The 16,283-nt window shown below is 33.2% G+C and carries 16 protein-coding genes and 3 tRNA genes; 17 read left to right on the top strand and 2 right to left on the bottom strand.

The features are described from left to right. Positions 1–6 precede the first annotated feature (6 nt). Entirely contained in the window at positions 7–2,025 is a 2,019-nt protein-coding gene (locus A8B35_RS20310) for a hypothetical protein (protein WP_075603812.1), read from the top strand. Positions 2,026–2,124: 99 nt separating this feature from the next. On the opposite strand, the gene A8B35_RS20305 is transcribed toward A8B35_RS20310, so the two are convergent. Further along, positions 2,125–3,105, bottom strand: a complete 981-nt coding sequence (locus A8B35_RS20305; protein ID WP_075603811.1) for an adenosine kinase — start codon at positions 3,103–3,105, stop codon at positions 2,125–2,127. 140 nt (positions 3,106–3,245) lie between these two features. On the opposite strand from A8B35_RS20305, the gene A8B35_RS20300 reads away from it, so the two are divergent. From A8B35_RS20300 to A8B35_RS20275, 6 genes are all read left to right on the top strand, one after another. Continuing rightward, a tRNA-Asn gene (locus A8B35_RS20300) sits at positions 3,246–3,319 on the top strand. A gap of 28 nt (positions 3,320–3,347) precedes the next feature. Beyond that, positions 3,348–3,421: transfer RNA gene (locus tag A8B35_RS20295), tRNA-Asn, on the top strand. Between the two features lie 394 nt (positions 3,422–3,815). Further along, the gene (locus A8B35_RS20290) at positions 3,816–4,775 is read left to right on the top strand and encodes a hypothetical protein (RefSeq protein WP_075603810.1); all 960 of its coding nucleotides are present in this window, start codon (positions 3,816–3,818) and stop codon (positions 4,773–4,775) included. A 99-nt stretch (positions 4,776–4,874) separates the two neighbouring features. Beyond that, complete coding sequence (locus A8B35_RS20285) at positions 4,875–5,363, top strand: sigma-70 family RNA polymerase sigma factor (protein ID WP_075603809.1); 489 nt, start codon at positions 4,875–4,877, stop codon at positions 5,361–5,363. Then, positions 5,360–6,259, top strand: a complete 900-nt coding sequence (locus tag A8B35_RS20280) for a FecR family protein (RefSeq protein ID WP_075603808.1) — start codon at positions 5,360–5,362, stop codon at positions 6,257–6,259. The genes A8B35_RS20285 and A8B35_RS20280 overlap by 4 nt, the downstream gene beginning before the upstream one ends. Next, complete coding sequence (locus tag A8B35_RS20275) at positions 6,222–8,744, top strand: TonB-dependent receptor (RefSeq protein WP_083634591.1); 2,523 nt, start codon at positions 6,222–6,224, stop codon at positions 8,742–8,744. The genes A8B35_RS20280 and A8B35_RS20275 overlap by 38 nt, the downstream gene beginning before the upstream one ends. Here A8B35_RS20275 and A8B35_RS20270 read toward each other — a convergent pair. Then, on the bottom strand, positions 8,739–9,365 hold the full coding sequence (locus A8B35_RS20270; protein ID WP_075603807.1) for an HAD family hydrolase: 627 nt from the start codon (positions 9,363–9,365) through the stop codon (positions 8,739–8,741). The two genes, A8B35_RS20275 and A8B35_RS20270, sit on opposite strands and share 6 nt — an antisense overlap. An 84-nt stretch (positions 9,366–9,449) precedes the next feature. On the opposite strand from A8B35_RS20270, the gene A8B35_RS20265 reads away from it, so the two are divergent. The 10 genes from A8B35_RS20265 (at position 9,450) to A8B35_RS20220 (ending at position 15,911) form a co-directional block, all read left to right on the top strand. Continuing rightward, positions 9,450–9,523 (top strand) — tRNA-Ile (locus A8B35_RS20265). Positions 9,524–9,636: 113 nt separating this feature from the next. Next, the gene (locus tag A8B35_RS20260; protein WP_075603806.1) at positions 9,637–10,551 is read left to right on the top strand and encodes a hypothetical protein; all 915 of its coding nucleotides are present in this window, start codon (positions 9,637–9,639) and stop codon (positions 10,549–10,551) included. 103 nt (positions 10,552–10,654) lie between these two features. Next, the gene (locus tag A8B35_RS20255) at positions 10,655–11,050 is read left to right on the top strand and encodes a helix-turn-helix domain-containing protein (protein ID WP_075603805.1); all 396 of its coding nucleotides are present in this window, start codon (positions 10,655–10,657) and stop codon (positions 11,048–11,050) included. A gap of 54 nt (positions 11,051–11,104) precedes the next feature. Beyond that, positions 11,105–12,085: an AAA family ATPase gene (locus tag A8B35_RS20250; protein ID WP_075603804.1), complete on the top strand. Its 981-nt coding sequence runs from the start codon at positions 11,105–11,107 to the stop codon at positions 12,083–12,085. Positions 12,086–12,233: 148 nt separating this feature from the next. Next, complete coding sequence (locus tag A8B35_RS20245) at positions 12,234–13,082, top strand: toprim domain-containing protein (RefSeq protein ID WP_075603803.1); 849 nt, start codon at positions 12,234–12,236, stop codon at positions 13,080–13,082. Between the two features lie 112 nt (positions 13,083–13,194). Continuing rightward, a complete protein-coding gene (locus A8B35_RS20240) occupies positions 13,195–13,503 on the top strand; it encodes a plasmid mobilization protein (RefSeq protein WP_075603802.1) in 309 nt (102 codons plus the stop codon). Next, a complete protein-coding gene (locus A8B35_RS20235) occupies positions 13,500–14,420 on the top strand; it encodes a relaxase/mobilization nuclease domain-containing protein (RefSeq protein ID WP_075603801.1) in 921 nt (306 codons plus the stop codon). Before A8B35_RS20240 ends, A8B35_RS20235 begins: the two co-directional genes overlap by 4 nt. Continuing rightward, entirely contained in the window at positions 14,374–14,889 is a 516-nt protein-coding gene (locus A8B35_RS20230) for a hypothetical protein (protein ID WP_139314956.1), read from the top strand. Before A8B35_RS20235 ends, A8B35_RS20230 begins: the two co-directional genes overlap by 47 nt. Positions 14,890–14,896: 7 nt before the next feature. Continuing rightward, on the top strand, positions 14,897–15,643 hold the full coding sequence (locus A8B35_RS20225) for a ParA family protein (RefSeq protein ID WP_075603901.1): 747 nt from the start codon (positions 14,897–14,899) through the stop codon (positions 15,641–15,643). A 7-nt stretch (positions 15,644–15,650) separates the two neighbouring features. Next, positions 15,651–15,911 carry a hypothetical protein gene (locus A8B35_RS20220; RefSeq protein ID WP_075603799.1) on the top strand — a complete coding sequence of 87 codons (261 nt, stop codon included), beginning with the start codon at positions 15,651–15,653 and terminating at the stop codon, positions 15,909–15,911. Positions 15,912–16,283 lie beyond the last annotated feature (372 nt).

Here is a 16,283-nt window from a genome sequence, read left to right as displayed (position 1 = left end):
GAAAAAATGAAAAAGTTAGCATTAAGAATTTTAGCTATTGCTCTATTAGCAGTTCCATTCTTAACAAGTTGTAAAGATGATGATAAAGAAAAGGAAGAAGGCGAAAACGCTACAGTTCTTGAAAATCTTAAAAAAGGAGTAATGGAAGGTAAGCTTACTGAAGATTATTCTTTAGAAGCATCAACGTCTTACAAATTAACAGGATCGTTTACCGTTACAGAAGGTGCAACACTTACAATTCCTGCAGGAACAGAGATTATTGCTGATGCCGGTGGAACCGAAGTTTATATTGGTATTCTTACGGGTTCTAAAATTAATATTGAAGGTTCGTCAACTAGCCCTGTTGTGATGACTTCTGCTGAAGGTAACCCTGGAGATTGGGGAGGTTTAACCATTTGTGGTTTAGCTAAAACAACCGCTGGTGCCGATGCAGTTGCTGAAGTAGGTGGTTTTATTTATGGTGGTGCCGATGATGCTGATAATTCAGGGTCAATCAGATATTTGGTTATTAAAGGTACTGGAGCATCTATTAACTCAGAATCACAATATAATGGGGTTTCTTTTTATGCTGTAGGCTCAGGAACTACTGTTGAAAACTTAGCTGTTATTAATGGTTCTGATGATGGAGTTGAGTTCTTTGGTGGATCAGTAAGCGTTACTAACCTTTTCTTAGAAAATAATGAGGATGACGCTATTGACTGGACTGAAGGATGGAATGGTACGGTTACAAATGCTTATGTATCACATACTATTGCTGATTTCTCAACAGTTGTTGAGGCAGATAAGGATAACAATAATCCAAAAATTATCAATTTAACAGCAATCTCTACTACTGGTGGAACTGCACTACAATTCAAAAAAGAGTCGGGTTCAACAATCACAGGTCTTTACCTTTCTGGTTACGAAGTTGACCTTGATATGAAAGATGAAGGTAGCCTAAGTAATGTATTTATTGATGGAGCTAATCCTGATGCTACTTTATTAGATATTGAAGGTAATGCAACTAAATATGAATTGAACTCAGGTAAAGATTCTGAAATGGTTGATATTTCTGATTGGACTTGGGTTAGTGCTGGTGTTAGTGCTGAGTTAACGGGTAACGTTGTTGGTAAGGTTACTTTAAATGCGGATACTAAATACAAACTAACCGGATCTTACATTGTACAAGAAGGTGCAGAATTAACAATACCCGCAGGTACAAAAATTACAGCTGCAGCTGATGGTACTTCAGTTTATATTGCTGTATTAATGGGTGGAAAAATTAACATCAATGGTACTGCTGATAACCCAGTTGTAATTTCTTCTGCTAATGCAGAGCCTGGCGATTGGGGTGGTTTAACAATTTGTGGTAAAGCAAGCACTACAGCGGGTGTTGATGCTGTGGCTGAAGTAGGTGGTTTTGTCTATGGAGGAAACAGTGCTGATGATAATTCAGGTTCTATCACTTATTTAGTAATAAAAGGTACGGGAGCTTCAATTAATTCAGAGTCTCAATATAATGGTGTTTCTTTATATGCTGTAGGTTCAGGTACTACATTAGAGAATATTGCTGTTATCGACGGTGCTGATGATGGTATTGAATTCTTTGGCGGTTCTGCTATGGTTAAAAACATTTACCTTGAAAATAACGAGGATGATGCTGTGGATTGGACTGAAGGATGGAATGGTGCTGTTGAGAATACTTATATCTCACACACAATTGAAGGTTTCTCTACTGCTTTTGAAGGTGATAAAGATAATGGAAACCCTACATTCACTAATGTTACAGCAATCTCTAATACTGGTGGAACTGGTTTACAATTCAAAAAAGAATCTGGTGCAACTATCACAGGATTACATATTGAGGGATATGATATTGAATTAAACATGAAAGATGCTGGTGCAACAACTAATGTTATTGTTGATGGTTCTGCAGCCGACGTAACTGATAAAGATGGTGAAGGAAAAAACTTCGATTTCAATTCAGGAGCTGATTCTGATGCAATTGATATTTCATCATGGACTTGGAGAACAGCTTCTCTATAGTTGATATTGATAAAAAGTAATAAATACAAAAGGCTGCTCAAATTGGGCAGCCTTTCGTGTTATGTATACAAATCAATTAAAAGTCGATTATCTACGATCTTAGTTCAAAATCTTATCCATCTCTGCTTTAATCGTATTCCAACGTGTTTCATCCATTTTTGGTCCAACTACTTCAATAACTTTACCCGATAGTAATGCACCTAATTCTCCGCACTTTTGCAAAGGTAAATAGTTAACCAAGCCATATAAGAAACCAGCTGCATATAAATCGCCTGCACCCGTTGTGTCAATGCTATTGGCATCAATAATACCCACTTGTACAGTCTCGTTAAACTGGCGGATTAAAGAACCCTCTTTTCCTAATTTTAAAATAGCAATATTACAATCCTCAGCCATTGCGTTAACAGCCTCATGATTTTCTTTTTGCGTAAATGCTTTGGCTTCTTCTTCGTTGGCAAATAAAATGTCAACATATTTGGCAACCATATCTTTTAAAAATGCCAAGTTATCTTCAACAACGTTGAAACTAGCCAAGTCTAATGAAACGATTAAACGAGACTCTTTAGCCATTTGAAGAGCTTTCTCTATCAAAGGTTGGTTGTATACCAAATAACCCTCTATATGGAAGTGTGAGTAGCCTTTAAACAAGTCCTCTGTTATTTCATCGGCTGCTAATTCGCAGGCAGCACCTAAATAGGTAGCAAAAGTTCGTTCGCTATCCGGACTAATTAAGGCAACCGCTTTACCTGAGTCCATGTCGCTTTCTAATAATAGAGGCTCAATATTTTTAGCACTCATATCTGATTTAAAAAAGGCGCCCATTTCGTCTTTACCAATTTTACCAAAAAATCCGGTATTAACACCTAAGTTTGATAATCCATGTATGGTGTTGGCAGCCGACCCACCTGAAGCTTGTTCTTTAGGTAAACTAGCAGTTTGTTCTAATATTTTTGCAGACGTATCTGCATCCACTAATTGCATACTTCCTTTAGGAAATTCAAGGTTTTCAAGAATTTCATCGTTTTCCATTCGAGTGAGTATATCAACCAATGCATTACCCATTCCCAATATCTTGCTCATAATCTGTTGTTTATATTTTTATTGATATTTTTTTTGAAAATTTTCCTCAAAGATATTGCATAATATCAAATAAGCTATTACTTTTGCTGCGCATTTAGAAAAAAGCATTGCTCAAACGAGAGTAATATAAATGTTCATACTCCTTCTTAGCTCAGCTGGTTAGAGCACCTGACTGTTAATCAGGGGGTCCTAGGTTCAAGTCCTAGAGAGGGAGCATTTATTGGAAATACCAGAGGAAACATTCCTTCTTAGCTCAGCTGGTTAGAGCACCTGACTGTTAATCAGGGGGTCCTAGGTTCAAGTCCTAGAGAGGGAGCAAAAAAAGAGATTCAATTAATTTTGAGTCTCTTTTTTTTTGCACCAAACTCAATCGCCGATATTTTAAATTACTTACCAACTATTTTTATTCCTTTTGATCAATTTTTAAAGATATTATAACGATGTTTTTCCGAAATTTATAGATCAAATATCGGAATAACGTCGAATGTATTTCGAACAATATCTATTTTGGAAATTTGATAGTTCAGCAGAATATTCACTTATATTTATCGGTTTATGGGAAAATATTTGAATTCCTATGTTTCTATTAATTAATAGTTTATGTCTTAAAAATAAAATTATTTACAAAAAAGTTAATTAAATTAGTAGGGTAAACAACAGCTAAATCGGTATTCTATTGTAGGCATGTTAAAAACTATAAATTTTGAATTATGAAAAGGATACTAATTGCAACTGTTGCAGCATTAACAACATTATTATCATGTAATAAAGATAAGATAGATTCTTCATCTGAGTTAGTTACAAATTCTGAAGATATAACCTTGACTTCAGAATCTATTGCAACCACAGAGGCCTCAGTTGATGATGCTGTAGAAGCTGCTGAATATGAGGTTGAGTTATTTTCAGGAAGCGAATCTTCAATGGAATCTTTAACGATTGAATCATCATCAAATGAGTTGTTAAAATCAACAGAAGTTGATTATAGAAGAAAACATGAGAGTCGGTACCGTTCAGGAGAATGTCCTAACATTACTATTAGTTCAGAAGAAGGAGGTTTCCCAAGAACGGTAATTTTAGATTATGGCGATAGTACGGAACTTACAGATGGCAGAATTATAAGTGGAGAAGTTGAGATTGTATTATCTAATAAAGATGTGATAGGTGGTTCAACCAGAACAATTACCTATAATAATTTTACTGTTGACGACGTAAATATGAATGGTACCTCTGTTAAAAGCTTTACTGGGGGTAAAACGGAAGATAAAGTAGTTAATATAGTTAGTGATTTAGTGATTGTATTACCAGAAGGTGTAACGATTAACCGTACTGCCGAGAAAATAAGAACTTGGTCAACAGGTCTAGATACTCCAGAGGATCATTCGGATGATGTTATGGAAATAACAGGTTGGGCTGATTGTGAAGATTCAGATGGTAATACTTACAGAAGAGATATTACTACACCTTTAGTTAAAAAAGGCGATTGTAGATTTGTTGTGAGTGGAGAGGTTAATATTACTAAAGGAGATAATACTTTTGCAACTATTAATTATGGTGATGGAGAATGTGATAACATTGCTGTGGTTACTACAGAAGAAGAATCGAAAGAAATTACAATTGGAGAACATAAAAGAGATAAAATAGAACGAGCTGAAGTTCAAAACGAAGAATAGTAAAAATCATCATAGAAGTCCGTGAAAACGGTTAAATTTACGGACTCAATTAATTTTGGGTTCGTAAATTATTTTTAAATAGATAAAGTTGAAATTGATTTGACATCTGCCGAATTTAAAATATTATTTGACGAGCACTTTTCGGAATTACGTAGGTATATCTTTTATAAAGGTGCCTCTGAAGACGTAGCCACTGATATCGCTCAAGCAGTTTTTGTAAAACTTTGGGAAAAAAAGCCAAACAGTAAACCAAAGGAAATTATAGGTTTACTTTATAAAATGGCCTCAGATATTTTTATTAGTAAATATAGGCACGATAAGGTAGTGGCAAATTATGCTGCCAAAGCTCCTCCGCCAGATACTTATCAATCACCAGAAGAAGTGCTTGAGTATAAGGAGTTAAATCAGAAATATGAAACAGCTCTAGAAAAACTTCCAGATAAGCAGCGAGAGGTATTCCTTTTAAGCAGGATGGAAGAACTAAAATATTACGAAATAGCTGAACGCTTAGAATTAAGTGTAAAAGCAGTTGAGAAGCGGATGAAAAATGCCCTTCAGTTTTTAAGAGAAGCAATATTAACATCATGAAAAGAGATAAATCACATAATAACTCAAAAAATCTTAAGGAAGGAATTAGTGCTTTTCCTGAGATAGAGGTTTCGTTTTCGAAATCGGAGGCTGAGGTATGGAGTGAGTTATCTGATGTACTTTCTCTTGAAGAAGATCCACCTCATAAAGAACAAGAACAGAAAAAAGGTAAAGTTGTAAAACTAGCATGGATTAAAATTAGTGCAGCTGCAGCAATTGTTATGTTGCTATCAGTTACTAGTTTTTCATATTTGTATACTAAATCGGTAATTACAAAGGCCTCTGAGCATATGTCAGCAACTTTGCCCGATGGTTCAATAGTAGAGCTGAATGCAGTATCAAAAATTTCTTATAAACCTTTATGGTGGAAAATAGACCGTAAATTACAATTAGATGGAGAAGCTTTCTTTAAAGTAAAGAAAGGGAAATCTTTCACGGTTGAATCATCCCGTGGGCGTACCATTGTTTTAGGAACCAGCTTTAACGTTTTTGCCCGATCAGAGCAATATAAGGTAACCTGTTACACTGGTAAAGTTAGGGTTGTATCAGTTTACAACGGACACGTAACAGATATTGTACCTAACGAATCTGCTGAAATTAATACTGATGGATCTATAGCCTTACGTAAACTAAAGAGTGTTGATAATGAAATAATGTGGATGAACGATATGTTCATTTTTACAAGTACACCAATAAAATATGTTTTTGAAGAAATTGAACGCCAGTACAATACTAAAATTGTTGTAAAAGCTAAGCTAAATAAACTTTATAGTGGTAACTTTATGCGAAACAGATCAGTAGAAGAAGTTGTTAAAATGGTTTGTTTGCCTCTTGGTTTAAGTTTTGAAAAAACACTAAATGGATTTGTTATTACTGAAACAAAAATACCTGAATAAATATATTTTTATTGCCTTACTATTATCAACCTTGTACTGTAGTAATGCTTCTGCTCAATCATACATTGTTAATTGTGAAAAGAAGCCCTTAAATCAAGTTTTAATTGAATTAAGAGAAGGTGATCAAATGCAATTTTCTTTTGATGATCACTTACTATCTCAATTTGATATTACTATAAATGCTGAGTTTAACTCAAGCGATCAACTTGTTTCTAGTTTAATAGAAAACCTTCCCCTCAAATACAAAAAGAGTGGGGAGGTTTTTGTTATATACCCTTTTGAAGTAAAAACCCCAAAAAAAACCTACTCGTGTTCTGGTCAATTACTCGAAGTAGGAAGTGGCAATCCTCTCCCCTTTTCACATGTTTCGATAAACGGCTACAATACCATTACTGATGTTAAGGGAGTTTTTGTGTTTCCAGAATCTGAGGATAGCGTTTTTAATATTTTGGCGTCTCACCTGGGGTGTTATACGCTTGATACTACAGTTACTTCTGATACCAAACATCTTTTATACCTCACTCCTGCTAGTATTGGACTAAAAGAAATTATCATACAGCAAAGTAAGGTTAATACAAGTTATCAGCTTGGAGAAGAGTCTGGTTTAACTAAACTTAATCATTATATAGCTAAATATTTACCTGGTAATGGCGATAATTCTGTATTTAATCTTTTGCGATTACAGCCTGGTATACTTGCGGCAGGAGAACAATCAAATGATTTAATAATTTGGGGGAGTCCAGAGGGAACCAGTCGTGTTGTTTTTGATGGATTTACAATCTGGGGACTACGTACCGTAAGCGATAATATTAGCACTGTAAACCCATACCTAGCTAAGAATATTGAAGTAATGAAAGGAGGTTATGATGTTCAGCATGGCGATATGAGTGGAGGCATTGTAAATATTATAGGATCTAATGGGAATCAAGAAAAGGCTGGAGCCAATCTTTTTGTGAACAATCAAACGGTTAATGCAATGGTTGAGGTTCCTATTTTAAAAAAATCATCCTTGATGCTTGCCTATCGACAATCTTATAAGAACTTGATTGATGCTAATAGTATACGATTTGTAGAGCGCTTTAATGACAATCCTGATAACGTTTATCCACTTTATGTTCAGCCTGATTATCAATTTTATGATATTAATTTAAAGTACACCCTACAGGGAGATAATAAAGATTTGTTTTTTGTGAGTTTGTTAACAGCAAAAGATAACTTCTCCTATTCTTTAAATCAGGAAAGAGAGAAATCACAAATAAAAGAGAATAATCAGGAAGATAATAAGCAGAATGGAGGAACGATATTTTATGGAAAAACATGGAAAAATGGTAATTCATCAGATATTAAGCTAAGCTATTCTAGCCTTAATTCTGATGTTGATAGAGTAAGAGATGTATATATACCTAGAGGTGATATAACAAACCCATGGAGAAATGATTCGAACGAAGATAAAGTATCAGAATTAGAATTAAGATTTACCCATAATTTCTTATTAAATGATGTGCATTACATTCAAACCGGACTATCTTTAATTGAAAATAGAGTGGTTTTACAAGAAGATTCATTCAACTATAATTTGTTTCAATATGAGGAACAAGATCTTCGGTTTAATGGTTTTATTCAGGATGAAATAAAGATAGGTGCTCGTATAAAACTTAAGGCGGGACTACGTTTTAATTATTCTTCTAGTATTAATAAAATATATTGCGATCCACGCGCATCCCTTCATTTCAAGGCTAATTCAAGAATAAAGGTAAACTTTGCCATAGGTAAATACCATCAGTTTTTAGTAAAAAGTTCTGTGGTTGATGATAATGGGAGTTATAAATATTCTTGGGTAATTGCGGATAATACTAATATACCCCTTATGTTATCGAATCATACCGTAGCAGGTATCACATATTCTCACGATGGATTTACCGCTAGTATGGAATCATTTTACAAAAAAAATGAAGGTCAAACACGTTATGTTAAAACAAGGAGGTTAGATCAAAAATTTATTGGTAATAGCAGGAGTTATGGGGTTGATTTTCTTGTAAAGAAGGAATTTAAGAAGCACAATATTTGGGCTAGTTATTCATTAGGGAGAACTGAAGAATTGTTCTCCTATTTTAGGGATGATGAATACTTGAGAGCACCACAAGATCAGCGCCATGAACTAAAATTAGCAGGTCTATTTAGTGTACGTGACTTTTATATATCAGGCAATTATGTTTATGGTAGTGGTTTGCCATTTTATCCTAGTTATTCCAATCCAGAGTATACAGAATCACCATATAATAGATTTGATGTATCCTTGATATATAAATTTAATATTTCAAAACTAGATGCGGAGTTAGGTCTCTCAATACTTAACGTATTTGATACAGATAATACCAAATATTCAAGTTTTGAGAAAATACCTTACAACCAATTGAGTACTATATTTACAAATTCAGAATCAATACCCTTTACCCCATTGCTTTATTTAAAAATGCAATTATAATAGATGTTTTGTGGCCTTTGCTACCCAAGCATCAGAATCATCAATGTGCCATCCATCAATACCTAATTCTTTTGCTGAGGAGATATTGAGTTCAGAATCGTCTAAAAACAAGGTTTCTTCAGCTAAAATATTCGCATCTTTAATTAGGGTGGTATATATTTCAGCATTGGGTTTCTGCATTTTCATTTTGTGCGAATAATATAACTTATCAAATAAATTATTGAGAGAACCAGCTATAGGAACTAAATTTTCGCAGGCGCTAATGTGCAGAGGATTGGTATTGCTCAGTAGATATATATTGTATCTCTCCTTAAGTTTTAAAATACATTCAATACGTTCTTGTTTATAATCCAGAATTAAGGCATTCCAGGCATCTGTAATTTCTTCTGAGGAATTATTTTTGGTGGTTAATCCCTTTATTTCATTAATAAATTCATCAGAATTAATCTTTCCTTTTTCAAAATCCCCGAAAAATGAGGCTTGTTGGTATTTATCTAAAAAATTTTCTTTACCCTGCCACCCCATATGTTTAAATCGTTTGGTGGTGATATCCAGGTTAATATCGACAACGACATTACCTAGGTCGAAGATTAAATTTTTAATGTGAGAATATTTACTCATAATTTTTCTACAATGTATTTGTTAGTTAGCGAATACTTACTATTTTTGCAACCGCAATATACAAAAACACTTTGTATCGGTTGCGGGCTCATAGCTCAGTTGGTTAGAGCACCTGACTCATAATCAGGTGGTCCCTGGTTCGAGCCCAGGTGGGCCCACGTTGATTAATAGCCACTTACGAGATTATTCTTGTAAGTGGCTTTTTTGTTTCCTACACATTTCCCCACACATTTTGTACTTTTGTTTGAATAATCAATAAATCTAATTAATTATGGGATATACAATCGTTCCAAATGGAATAGTAGGTGGATTGATAGATATCGTACCTCAGGAACAAATAGATGAAATCGTTGCAGGAACACAGCCATCACTTGTAAAGCATAATACTGCAGAATTATTCGCTGCTTATGGAAAGACTTTGCAGTTTATTATAAAGCCATGTGTTCCTGATGATTGGGGCATTGATTATATAACAAGAAATATGACTATGCTTATGTCTCAGTATGACTTTGTTGAAAAATATCCAACACAAAGTGACAGGATAGAGTTTAATCATAATTACGTATGTGAACGAATTAGGAAGAATTCTGATGATTGGTTTGAAAAACAATTAAAACCTGATAATAGAAAAGAACTTTATTTAAGTATTTATACTATTGAAAGCAAGATTCAAGAAAAGGTAGTTGAAGATTGTTATTTAGAGAGCACAAAGCTCGATGGAGTCTTATTAAATTATATTAAGGCTATAATTGAATTGTTCAGGAAGCGTCTTAAGGTTATTAAATTAGAAGAGATTGTAGCGAAAGCTAAAGAGGTACCGAAAGAGTTATTTGATATATGGATGACAAATTCTGAAAAATTAGATAGATGTAAATCGTGGGATTTGGTAATGAATTATCTTAAGGAGAAACGATTTTTAAGAATTGATGGACAAAATTTATATTGGGAGTATGCAAAAGGGAAGAAAAAGAACGTGTATCTGGCAGCCTTTTTATATCAGTTGAAGGAATTCAACTATATTATTATTGAAGATCGTAAAAGTGAGTTATACATGAACCTGCTCGTAAAGTCTTTTAATGTCGATTTAAAAACCCCTGCAGATTTCACTCTTAATTCGATCAATGATTTGAATAATTCAGAAGAAGTTTCATTATTCAAAAACTTGCCAAATTATAATTCTATTTAATCTTTTTTTTATGAGAATATTTTAATTCGTGTCAGCACTACCCACTTTGATTATACTTGCAGTAGAAATATAAAAATCTAAAAGCAATTAAAAACTTCTGCATATGGATACAGAACTTGAAAGGATTCAACAAACAGAATTACAAGCTAACAATCTCAATTTTGGATTATTAAATCAAAAGGTTGATTATTTAATTAACCAGCTAACAGATTTAGGTAAAGAAATTGAACGTACTAAAAAAGAACCAAAGGAGAATACAGGTGATATTATTCAAGTAAAGGATGCCGCTAAGCTCTTGGGAAGATCGGTTTCAACTGTATACATCAAAGCTTCTAAAGGTGAATTACCTTCGTGGAATGATTCTGGCCGCCTGCTATTTAGTCGTAATGAGCTTGAAAATTGGGTTTTAGCAAATAGAAAAGAATCGACAAAGCTAACTAATGAAAGATCTTCATTATCAAATATGAAAAAATCTAGAAAACGATATTCAAAGAAATAGGAGCTGACTCATCACTTCCGGCTCCTATCAATTAAATTCATTATAAATCTTAATATGACAAATTTACAAAAAAATTTGAATGGGAGAATTATATCTCTTAATTCTAAAGTTTACAATCCATCTTCACTTAAAACAGCGAAAGAATTAGCCGATGAAGGTTCTTTATTAGAACCGCTTAAATGTATCTGGGGTTCTTATATATTAGAAAACTCTTTGGTTCATAACCCTAGTGAACGTGGTACAGGTAAGACTCTCCTGAGTCTGCAGATATGCTTAGCCGTTTCCTCAGGATGGAGCTCTTTTTGCGGAGAGAAGATTGAGATAAATGGGAATACTTTATTGATTAATTTTGAGCTTGACGAAGATATGTTTAAGCGAAGGTTAGATAATCTTTTCAAATCGCCACCTACGTTGCTAAACCAAAGTAAATATCAAACTAGGGTATATACAACTACAAATACTCTCCAAGAAGAATTGCATGAAATAAGCGAGATTGTGGATACCCATAAGCCTGTCCTTATTGTAATAGATAATTTTAAGTTAGCATTTCGTGATTCTGATGGCAACTCAAATAGAGATGCCATTATAGCTATGAGAGAATTATTAAACCTGAGAAGCTTATCTCAGTGTTCTATTGTTTTAGTTGATCATACACGAAAAAATACACGTGCACTATCAACAGAAAGTGACTTGCAATCGGGCGCAGGCAGTAAGTCAGATTTGGCTGATGGCGATTTTTTCTTAAGAAAATCTACAAAAAATGAGTCTTACCGTATTTTAAAAAGGTCTAAATCTCGAAACTGTGCAGACCAAGTTGGAGCAAAGCTACTTCATTTAAATCCAGAGTCCTTGTGGTTTGAAGTTATTGAAGAAAACGTAGATGAACTTGAACATTTAGGTCAGGGTGTATTTAGAAATACTGATGAAAAGAAAGAGATCGCAATGAGTCTTCGTGATTCTGGTAATACGATGGAACAAATTGCCGCTACTCTTGGGAAGTCCAAGAGTACGATATCTCGGTGGCTTAAAGAATGATAGGTTTGTTTTTTGGAATTCGTGAAGTCTTGTTCTGTTCCATCCATATTGTTCCACTTGCGTTATTTGTCCCGTTTGACTCATTTGTCCTATTAGTCCCATTCACCTCATTTGTTCCGTTGTAAGAATCTGCTAAATCTAAATTATTATGAATTGTAATCAAGCAAAAAATATCCCAATTGTATCATACCTAAAGGAGTTAGGGTTTGAGCCCTGTAGAATCTATAAACATAACTACTGGTTTATTAGTATGATTAGACAGAATGAATCAAAAGCATCTTTCAAAGTTGATATAAAACAGAATTGTTGGTTTGATCATGGTTTAGGAGAAGGAGGCAATATACTAGATTTAGTTATGAGACTTCATAGTTTAACAACGATATCGAAAGCTTTAAGAGTATTAAGTGAAACACGTAATAATAGTTCTCTTTCTTTTCATCAGGCAGTAAATAAAGATGTAATTGAAGAAAAGCATACTTATAAAGTTAAAGAACTAAATAATAAAGCACTCTTAAATTACATTACTCATAAAAGGGGATTATCAGTACTATTATGCAAAAGGTATTGTGAAGAAGTATATTATAAAATGAATGATAAGAACTACTTCGCAATTGGATTTAAGAGTGTTTATGGCGGTTATGAACTTCGCAATAAATTTTGGAAAGGGTGTATAGGCAAAAAAGGTATTTCAATAATTAATAATGGTAAAAATGAATGTTTCTTATTTGAAGGGTTTATTGATTTTTTATCCTTCATACAACTTTTCCCAGCTATGGAATATGAGCGCGACTATATAATACTAAACTCCATTTCTATGCTTAATGAGGCTATTAAAATTGCCACCAATTATAAATTAATTACAACCTTCTTTGATAATGATGAGTCTGGATATAGGGCTAGTAATACTATTAAAGAAAGCACTTTGAAATCAATTGATGCATCATCCTTTTATGCTGATTTTAAAGATGTCAATTCATATCTAAATAACAATAAGTAATAGTTTGACGGAATTCTAGAGCAAGCGGTGTTGATAGAGGGCAATGCCCGACTTTTTCAAACTCTATCAACGCTTGTTTTTTGCTCCTGATAGTCGCATAAAAATATAAAAAATGAATAATCTACGTAGTATAAAAATCACTGTAAGATTAAATCAACAGGAGTATGATGTTGTAAAAAATAAATCTGATAAATGCAGAATTTCCATCTCAACTTTTATTAGAAATTCAGCTCTTGATAAACAGATTAAAGAAACTATGTCTAGCGAGGAAATTACTCTATATCGTAAGTTAGCAGGAATGAGCAATAATATTAATCAGTTAGCAAAAAATAGTCACACTCAAGGTATGGCTTCCATATCTGTTATTCTTCTAAAATCTTTACAAGAGTTAGATTCTGTAATTAAACAGATAAAGGTATGATTAGCAAAATTGTAATGGGCAGTGATGCTTATGGTTGTTGTAAATATCTATTACAAGATGAAAAAAGAGCAACAGTTATTGATTCAAATGGAGTTCGGAATTATGACTATAAATTAATGGCTGCTGATTTCAATACAAACCGAGAACTACTGCCTGAACTTAATAAGCATGTTGTACATGCTATCTTATCATTTCCACATGAAGAACAGCCTAGTAATTTGGATATGGTTAAATACGGCAGGCAGTATCTTAATGAATTGGGCCTAGATAGTTCTCCTTATTGTTTTGTACATCACAATGATAAAAAACATTCACACTTCCACATAGTGAGTTCTTTGGTTGATTTACAAGGGAATAAGGTTAATGATTCTTGGATTGGGTTGAGAGGTAAAAAGGCAGCTCAAAAAGTCACCTTGGAAAATAACCTTATACCAGCTGTAGGAAAACATGTTTCTAAAATGAATTTATCTGCTTTAAACGAAAAAGAAGCTGCAAAATATAAGGCTTATTTACTAATTAATAGTTCAATAGATAGGTGTTATTCTTTTAGTGAACTTGGTACGAATTTGGAGAAAAAGAATATTAAGATGGCTTTTAAATACAAAAGAGGAGATCAGAGTGTAATTCAAGGCATATCGTTTCATATCAATGGATATTCGTTTAAAGGATCCGAAATAGACAGAAAACTGTCCTATAAGAGTATTGAGAACCGTTTAATTGATAATAGACATAGTATTTCACCTAAAGTACAACTCTCAACTAAAAATTATATTAATAATCACGTTTCTGTAGATAAAAACATGCCGATAGATACCATGAGTAATGTAATTGGCTCTATAGGTTCCTCTACAGGTAATTACATTGAAGAAAATGAGAACGACAAAAAACGAAAGAAAAGAATTCGACCAAAGTTCTGATATGCAGTTGGTGTTATTGCAAACAATTCTTGAAAAAATTGAGCTTCAAGAATCTCAATGTAATGATGGTTTAATTAAGAAACATAGCAAGGCTATTAATACAATTGGTAGTGCTATAGAGAAACTTAGTGAATGTGTTTCTGATGTTATGAGGATAATGAGTCAACAAACTCTACGACAATCAAGTACCGTTAAATATCCGGAGGAAGATCAATATCAGTCACAATATGAGAAAGTTAAACGAAACATCTCTCTGTATGGTATTGTGTTTATTGCAATAATATTTGCGTTCCTGACGGTCAATTATTCGGTAAGGTACTATATGGTGAGAGGTAATTATATAAAATATGAATCACTGAGGATGCATGGACCTAGTAATATACAGAAAGTCGTTTCAGATATAGATTCTTTATATAGTAACTGCTCATATAATGAGTATAAGATCAAGTATACTAAAGATAAAAATTAAGAGTATTATGAAACATATTTATGCAATAGTTAATAATAAAGGAGGAGTTGGCAAAACAAGTACTGTTTATAACCTTTCTGCAGGGATAGCTAGAAGAAACAAGCGTGTTCTTATGATTGATGTAGATCCTCAAGCTAACTTGACACAGTCTTGTGGTTGTGATAGTAGTGATAACGTCTACAATTCACTATTATATGATAAAGAACTGCCAATAATCGAAGTAAAACAGAACTTATTTATTGCACCTTCTTCTATGGAGTTATCTTCTTTTGAGCATTTAAATGAGGTCGGTAAGGAGAATATTCTTCGTTCTTTAATAGCGAAATTAGAAGACAAATTCGATTTTGTATTTATAGACTGCCAACCTTCATTATCGGCTTTAACAATGAGCGCTTTAATAGCTTCAAATAATGTTATCATACCGCTTCAAAGTCATTTTTTATCAAGTCATGGACTAAAGAATCTTCTAACAGTGATATCAAAAACAAAACAGCGACTAAATCCTAATTTAGAAGTTGGAGGAATATTATTAACCATGTTTAAAAAGAACACTGTTTTATCAAGAGATATAGCAGATTTCACAAGCTCTAATTTTAAGAATTTAGTTTTTAAGACTAAAATACGTGATAATATATCTATAGCTGAAGCGCCTGCAAGCCAATCAGATATTTTCTCATATTCTCCAGGTTCGCTGGGAGCTTTGGATTATGGGAAATTCTGTTCCGAATTTCTAGCACGTTTTAATTCCAAATAATACTACTATGGCCAAGAAAAAATTTACAAATACCTTTAATGATATTTTTACACAAGAAGAAAGTAAGGATAATGTAATCGATACTAAGAAGAGTACGAGTAAGATTAAATCGACTTATCTTTTTGAGGAAACTACACTTCAGGCTATAAAAGCAATTAGTTACTACAATCGAATTCCAATAGGAGATGTTATTAATCAGGCATGTAAAGAGTATATAAAGTCGTTTAAGGATTTAGATAATGCCTTGGAACTATATTCACAAAAGTAGTATGGGTTGTATGGAGTGAGAATATATTGTTGTATTGCCATACTATATGGCTTAGCAATATTAGCCATATTATATTTACTATGAATATAGTATGGTTAGTACTAACTTCTATTGTTAATTGTATTATGGAAATGGCAAGGGCATATAGTAATAATCTATATTAAGCTGATCCATGTTCTACTATTCAACATACAAGGCACTGAGGAACTATCAGCCTTTCATCTGGTATTAATTTTGCTAATACGGATCTAATTTCTTGTATTACAGTTTTGAAATAGAATATTTTAAATTCTCTTTTTTTAGACTGAAGAAAGTAAGTATAGAATAATAGGTTCTGTCGGGGAGGTTTTCTTCAGTTATCAGTTCTTTTTT

Source organism: Saccharicrinis aurantiacus (assembly GCF_001660705.2).
GTDB lineage: Bacteria > Bacteroidota > Bacteroidia > Bacteroidales > Marinilabiliaceae > Saccharicrinis > Saccharicrinis aurantiacus.
Note: the sequence above shows the minus strand (reverse complement) of the source record. Positions and strands in the feature narration are given on the sequence as shown.

Coding starts and splice junctions, on each gene's coding strand:
- A8B35_RS20220 (WP_075603799.1), top strand. CDS start 15,651: ATGGCCAAGAAAAAATTTACAAATACCTTTAATGATATTTTTACACAA.
- A8B35_RS20250 (WP_075603804.1), top strand. CDS start 11,105: ATGACAAATTTACAAAAAAATTTGAATGGGAGAATTATATCTCTTAAT.
- A8B35_RS20280 (WP_075603808.1), top strand. CDS start 5,360: ATGAAAAGAGATAAATCACATAATAACTCAAAAAATCTTAAGGAAGGA.
- A8B35_RS20240 (WP_075603802.1), top strand. CDS start 13,195: ATGAATAATCTACGTAGTATAAAAATCACTGTAAGATTAAATCAACAG.
- A8B35_RS20235 (WP_075603801.1), top strand. CDS start 13,500: ATGATTAGCAAAATTGTAATGGGCAGTGATGCTTATGGTTGTTGTAAA.
- A8B35_RS20260 (WP_075603806.1), top strand. CDS start 9,637: ATGGGATATACAATCGTTCCAAATGGAATAGTAGGTGGATTGATAGAT.
- A8B35_RS20305 (WP_075603811.1), bottom strand. CDS start 3,105: ATGAGCAAGATATTGGGAATGGGTAATGCATTGGTTGATATACTCACT.
- A8B35_RS20230 (WP_139314956.1), top strand. CDS start 14,374: ATGAGAACGACAAAAAACGAAAGAAAAGAATTCGACCAAAGTTCTGAT.
- A8B35_RS20290 (WP_075603810.1), top strand. CDS start 3,816: ATGAAAAGGATACTAATTGCAACTGTTGCAGCATTAACAACATTATTA.
- A8B35_RS20275 (WP_083634591.1), top strand. CDS start 6,222: ATGGATTTGTTATTACTGAAACAAAAATACCTGAATAAATATATTTTT.
- A8B35_RS20310 (WP_075603812.1), top strand. CDS start 7: ATGAAAAAGTTAGCATTAAGAATTTTAGCTATTGCTCTATTAGCAGTT.
- A8B35_RS20245 (WP_075603803.1), top strand. CDS start 12,234: ATGAATTGTAATCAAGCAAAAAATATCCCAATTGTATCATACCTAAAG.
- A8B35_RS20255 (WP_075603805.1), top strand. CDS start 10,655: ATGGATACAGAACTTGAAAGGATTCAACAAACAGAATTACAAGCTAAC.
- A8B35_RS20270 (WP_075603807.1), bottom strand. CDS start 9,365: ATGAGTAAATATTCTCACATTAAAAATTTAATCTTCGACCTAGGTAAT.
- A8B35_RS20225 (WP_075603901.1), top strand. CDS start 14,897: ATGAAACATATTTATGCAATAGTTAATAATAAAGGAGGAGTTGGCAAA.